At 75.4% G+C, this 4,645-nt stretch carries 3 protein-coding genes; all 3 read left to right on the top strand.

Annotation, left to right across the window (positions count from 1 at the left end):
• A partial coding sequence (locus tag Q7W29_08240) for an ATP-binding protein (GenBank protein ID MDO9171806.1) occupies positions 1 to 3,659 on the top strand: 3,659 nt, incomplete at its 5' end.
• A gap of 28 nt (positions 3,660 to 3,687) precedes the next feature.
• On the top strand, positions 3,688 to 4,368 hold the full coding sequence (locus Q7W29_08235) for a DUF4159 domain-containing protein (GenBank protein MDO9171805.1): 681 nt from the start codon (positions 3,688 to 3,690) through the stop codon (positions 4,366 to 4,368).
• A 10-nt stretch (positions 4,369 to 4,378) separates the two neighbouring features.
• Positions 4,379 to 4,645: hypothetical protein (locus Q7W29_08230; GenBank protein MDO9171804.1), on the top strand; the 267-nt coding region annotated here is incomplete at its 3' end.

The raw sequence follows: 4,645 nt of genomic DNA, 5'->3' as shown, positions 1-4,645 counted from the left end.
CCCTGTGGCTGCTCGCCGGTCTGGTCACCTGGTTGCGGCAGGCGTTCCCCGGCGCGACGGCCGACCGGGGGCCCGGCGCCGTGGGCAGCCTCCTGGACCCGACGTACTTCGCGACGCGCTGGGGCGGCGGGCTGTTCGCCTCGGCCCTGGACGCGCTGCTGACCTGCGCGCTGGCGGCGGTCGTGCTCGCGGTGGCGGCGGCGGGCTTCCGCAGATTCAGGTCGGGCCGGGTCGCGGGATCGCGCGGCCGGGACCGGGCGCTGGCCCTGGTCGCCGCCGTCGCGGCCGTCGGGATGCTCTGGCTGCTCGCGGAGCTCGCGACCCACCTGGCCGAAGGCGCCAACGCCCGGCTCATCGGCCCGAAGGTGCCGCTCGGGCATCTCGCGTTCTGGGTCCTGCACTTGTCGCTGCTGCTGCCCGCGCTGGGCTTGGCCGCCTGGCTGGTCGGCGCGGTGGACGGCCTGCGCGGGCGCTGGCGTCCGGCGGCCGACGACCCGGTGCGGCGGCTGGCCTGGCTGCTGCCCGTGCTCGCGGCGGCCGCCTGGAACTACGTCGCGCTGGCCCGCGGCTACGCGGCGGGCGAGGCGGCGTGGCTGCAGGCCAAGGCCGTCGAGATCGTGCAGCCCCAGCAGGACTGGGTGCGCTTCCTCATGGAAGACCTGCTGGCCGAGCTCTCGGTGTCGGCCGCGGAGCTGCGCGACGTCCCCGACGCCCACGCCCCCGACGCCGCCGCGCTCTGGCGCCACTGGTCGGCGTACACGCTGTGGCGCGAGGCGCGCATCGACGAGCTGCGCCTACCCTGCCTGCTCGAGCTCCTGGACGACGACGGCGTCCCGGTCAGCCGCTTCGCGTCGGGGTTCTTCCGCGACCAGGGTTACGAGATCGGCAGCCGGTCGGCGTGGGAGAGCGGGCGACCGCTGAACCTGGGACCGGGACGCTCGGCCCCCCTGTACCTGCAGACCGAGAGCCGGCGCTACGCGGCCGGCGACGAGCACGTGCTGCGGGGCGAGGTGGTCGGACCCGGCGGCGTGGGTTGGATCAGCCTCGAGTTGCCGGCGCGGTCCCTGCGCTGCGCGACGCTCCTGGACCGGCTGTCCGGCGCGGACGTCGACGCCGCCGCGGGCGGCTACACGCCCCGGCTCGAGGTCGACCAGCCGCTGTTGCTGATGCGCGGCGACGCCCGCGGCTGGCGCGACACCGGCGGGGCGCCGGCGCCCGACAGCGGTTCCGAGGCGGCGATCGCCCGCCTGCGGGCCGTCGGCGGCTGGGGGCGCATCCGCCTGGAAGGGCAGCCCTACCGCTGCCTCTGGCGCGACGGCGACGGCGGGGAGGGCTTCCTGCTGGGCGTGCGCATCCCGAGCTTCGGCGACCGCCTGCTGGACCTGTCGCGCCTGGCCCTGCTGGACCTGCTGCTGGCGGGCGGGCTGGGGTCGGTCGCGCTGGTCGCGGCCCTGCTGCTGCGCCGCCGCACCCCGGGCGGGCTGGGCTTCCAGGAACGCTTCCTCGCGGTGTCGCTGGTGCTGGGGCTGCTGCCGCTGCTGCTGGCCGGCACCTTCATCGACCGCCTTAGCCGCGAGTGGCTCGCCGAGGGCGCGCGCGACGTGGCGCGCGGCGGCATGGAGGCGGCCGAGGAGCAGCTGCAGGGTCTGCTGGCGGAGCAGGCCCGCGCCCTGGCGGCGAGCGACTACATCGCCGACCTGCTGGCCAGCCGCCTCTCCGGCCAGCGGCCGCTGGGGCCCTTCTCCTCGCGCCAGGGCATGATCTTCACCGCCGACGGCGACCTGCTGCTGGACGAGACGCTCAGCGACCTCGACCGCGACGAGGCGGCGCTGCTGCTGGAGCAGGCCCGCTCGTCCTCGCTCGTGCTGATCCGCGACGACCAGGGCGTGTACCTGGGCACGCTGATCCCGGTGGACCTCTCGGCGGCGCCCGGGGACACCGCCGCCGGCGACGGGTCGTCGACCGACGGACCGGTGGCCCGCCGCCGCGACGGCTGGTTCTTCTACCGCCAGCGCGTCGACACCGACCTGATGTCGGGGCTCGGCGACGTCATCCAGGGCGAGGCGACGCTCTACGCCGGCGGCGAGGCGCTGCTGGCCAGCCACCCCGAACAGGTCTTCGCCGGCCGCACGCCGCTGGTGCTCGCCGCGTCCACCCTCGACCGGCTGCGCCGCCAGCCGGGCAACATCCACGTCCAGCCCACGCCGGGCCGCCCGCACGCCTGGACCGGCCTGCTGAGCCTGCCCGCACTCTCCTTCGAGGACGAGACCGGGTCGCTGCGGCTGGGGCGCTTGCCCGCCGCCCTGGCGGTGACCTTCTCGGCGCGGGCGCGCGACTTCGCCGGGCAGGGCGAACGCACGGTCCTGTTCCTGGCCGGCCTGGCCACGCTGATCTTCGTGACCGCCGCCCTGCTCGCGCTGGTGCTGACGTGGAAGATCTTCGACCCGGTGCGCGTGCTGGTCGACGCGACGCGCCGGCTCGCCGCGGGCGACTTCGCGGCGCCGCTGCCCGAGCCCGGCCGCGACGAGATCGGGCGGCTGAGCGCCAGCTTCGGCGCCATGCGCGACGACCTGCAGACCGCGCAGCGGGCGCTGGCCGAGCGCGAGCGCTTCCTCGCCCGACTGCTCGAGCGCGTCCCGGTCGGCGTCGCGGTGTTCGACGCCGACGACCGGGTCGTCACGGTGAACCCCGCGGCGCGCGCCATCATCGACGCCTTCTACGCAGGCGAGGGCGGCGGCGGCGACTTGCTCGGTGACGACTTGCCCGGCGACGACGCGCGCGCGTCGCGACTGCTGGCCGGCTTCCGCGGGCGCATCCCCGAAGAGCCCGGCGAGGCGGAACTGACCGCGCCCGGCCGCTCGCGGACCCTGCGCGGCCGGCTCGCGCCGCTGGACCTGCCCGGCGGCCGGCGCGACCGCATGCTCGTGTTCGAGGACGTCACGGAGTTCCTGGAGAACCAGCGGCTGGCCATGAACGCGCAGCTGGCGCGCCAGGTCGCCCACGAGATCAAGAACCCGCTGACCCCGATCCAGCTCTCGGTCCAGTTCCTGCAGCAGGCCTGGCGCGACCGGGCCGAGAACCTGGACGAGCTACTGGAGGCGACGGTGCGCCAGGTGCTCGAGCAGGTCGAGCTGCTGCGCACCATCGCCACGGAGTTCAGCCTGCTCGGCCGTCCCGACACGCCGCCCGGCGCGCCGGTGTCCTTCCCGGCGGTCGTGCGCGGCGTCGTCGCGCGTTACCGCACCCCCGGCGGCGGGGGACCGGCCGTGGCCGGTCTCGAGCACGACGACGTGCCCCTGGTGCTGGGCCACGCCGACTCCCTGGCGAAGGTCGTCGGCAACCTGCTGGAGAATAGCCTGCAGGCCACGGCCGGGCACGCCCCCCTGGCGGTGACCGTCGGCTGGCGCGTGAAGCCGGACACCGTCACGCTGCTGTGGACCGACAACGGGCCGGGCCTGTCGCCCGAAGTGGCCGATCGCCTGTTCGACCTTTATTTTTCCACCAAGAGCCGCGGCACCGGCCTGGGCCTCTCGATCTGCCGCAACCTCCTGACGCTGATGCAGGGGTCCATCACGCTGGGCAACCGGCCCGACGGCGCCGGGGCCCTCGCCGAGGTGACCCTGCCGCGCGCGGACGCGCGGCCGGCGCCGCGCACCTGAAACACGCGGAAACGGAACGGAGGGCGACGTGAGCCGCCTGTCGGGGATTCGCAAGGGGTTCGCCGTCGTCGCGGCGCTGGTCGCGGCGGTATTGCCGCCGGCGACGTCGTGCTTCGCCGCGCCCGTCACCGTGGCGCGCCTGCAGTACGCGGGCGGCGACTGGTACTGCGACCCCAGCTCCCTGCCGAACTGGCTGGGCGCGTTCGCGGCGCGCACCGGCGTCGAGACGGCCGACTCGCCCGCGACGGTGACGATGGACAGCGAGGACCTGTACCGCTACCCGCTGCTCTACCTCGTGGGTCACGGCGGCATCGAACTGAACGACCGCGAGGTGCGCGAGCTGCGCCGCTACCTGGACGCGGGCGGCTTCCTCTACGCCAACGACAACTACGGCCTCGACCCCGCGTTCCGGGCGCTGATGGCCCGCGTCTACCCGGAGTCGCCCCTGCGCCCGCTGGGCTCGGAGCACCCGATCTACCACAGCTTCTACGACCTGCCGGGCCTGCCCAAGATCCACGAGCATGACGGCGCGCCGGCGCAGGGCTTCGGCATCGAGCGCGAGGGCCGGCTGGTCGTGTTCTACTCGTGGTCGAGCGACATCGGCGACGGGCTGGAGGACGCGCAGGTCCACGACGACCCGCCCGCGGCGCGCGAGGCGGCGGTCCGCATGGCCGTCAACATCCTGACCTACGCCCTGACCCGGCCCTGAAAGGCGACCCGTGACCGAGCGCGATCCCGCCCTGCGCTTCCGCGACGACGCGCGACGCCTGCTGCGCCGCGCGCGTCGTCACGCGCTGGCGCGGGGGGCGGCGCAGGCGGCGGCCGGGATCGCGCTGCTGACCGCGTGGTGCGCGCTGCTGCTGGGCTGGCCCGCGGACGCGCCGTCGTTCGCGACGGTCGCGGCCGTCGTCGTCTGGTGGCTGGGCTGTGCGTGGCTGATCGCGGACCTGGTGGTCGCGCCCCTGGCGGGCCTGGGCGGCCTCGCG

The organism is bacterium, from assembly GCA_030654305.1.
Lineage (GTDB): Bacteria > Krumholzibacteriota > Krumholzibacteriia > LZORAL124-64-63 > LZORAL124-64-63 > PNOJ01.
This window is presented reverse-complemented; position numbering and strand designations above follow the sequence as displayed.